At 62.0% G+C, this 300-nt stretch carries 1 protein-coding gene; it reads right to left on the minus strand.

Features of this window, described 5'->3' with window-relative positions; translation table 11 throughout:
• The coding region (locus tag BK660_RS30055) for a diguanylate cyclase (protein ID WP_148057481.1) at positions 1 to 300 on the minus strand (300 nt) is incomplete at both ends.

The following is a 300-nucleotide window of genomic DNA, read 5'->3' on the forward strand; positions in this document are numbered from 1 at the left end:
TCATCGCCACCCATGCGCGCCAGAATGTCGAACGGCCGCACGCAGGCCTTCAACTGCTCGGACACCCAGCGCAGCACGCGGTCGCCAGCATCGTGACCGAGGGAGTCATTGACCCGCTTGAAACCGTCGAGGTCCAGGTACAGCAGCACCCAGGCGCTGTCGGTGCGTTCACCGCGCAGCAACAGGTTTTCAACGGTCTGGTAGAAACCTCGGCGATTTAGCAGGCCGGTCAATGGATCGGTCACGGCCTGGAATTCCAGTTGCTGGTGCAGGTTGCGGACCACCGACATGTACAGCACC

It is taken from the genome of Pseudomonas brassicacearum (assembly GCF_003732265.1).
In the GTDB taxonomy this organism is placed as follows: domain Bacteria; phylum Pseudomonadota; class Gammaproteobacteria; order Pseudomonadales; family Pseudomonadaceae; genus Aquipseudomonas; species Aquipseudomonas brassicacearum_D.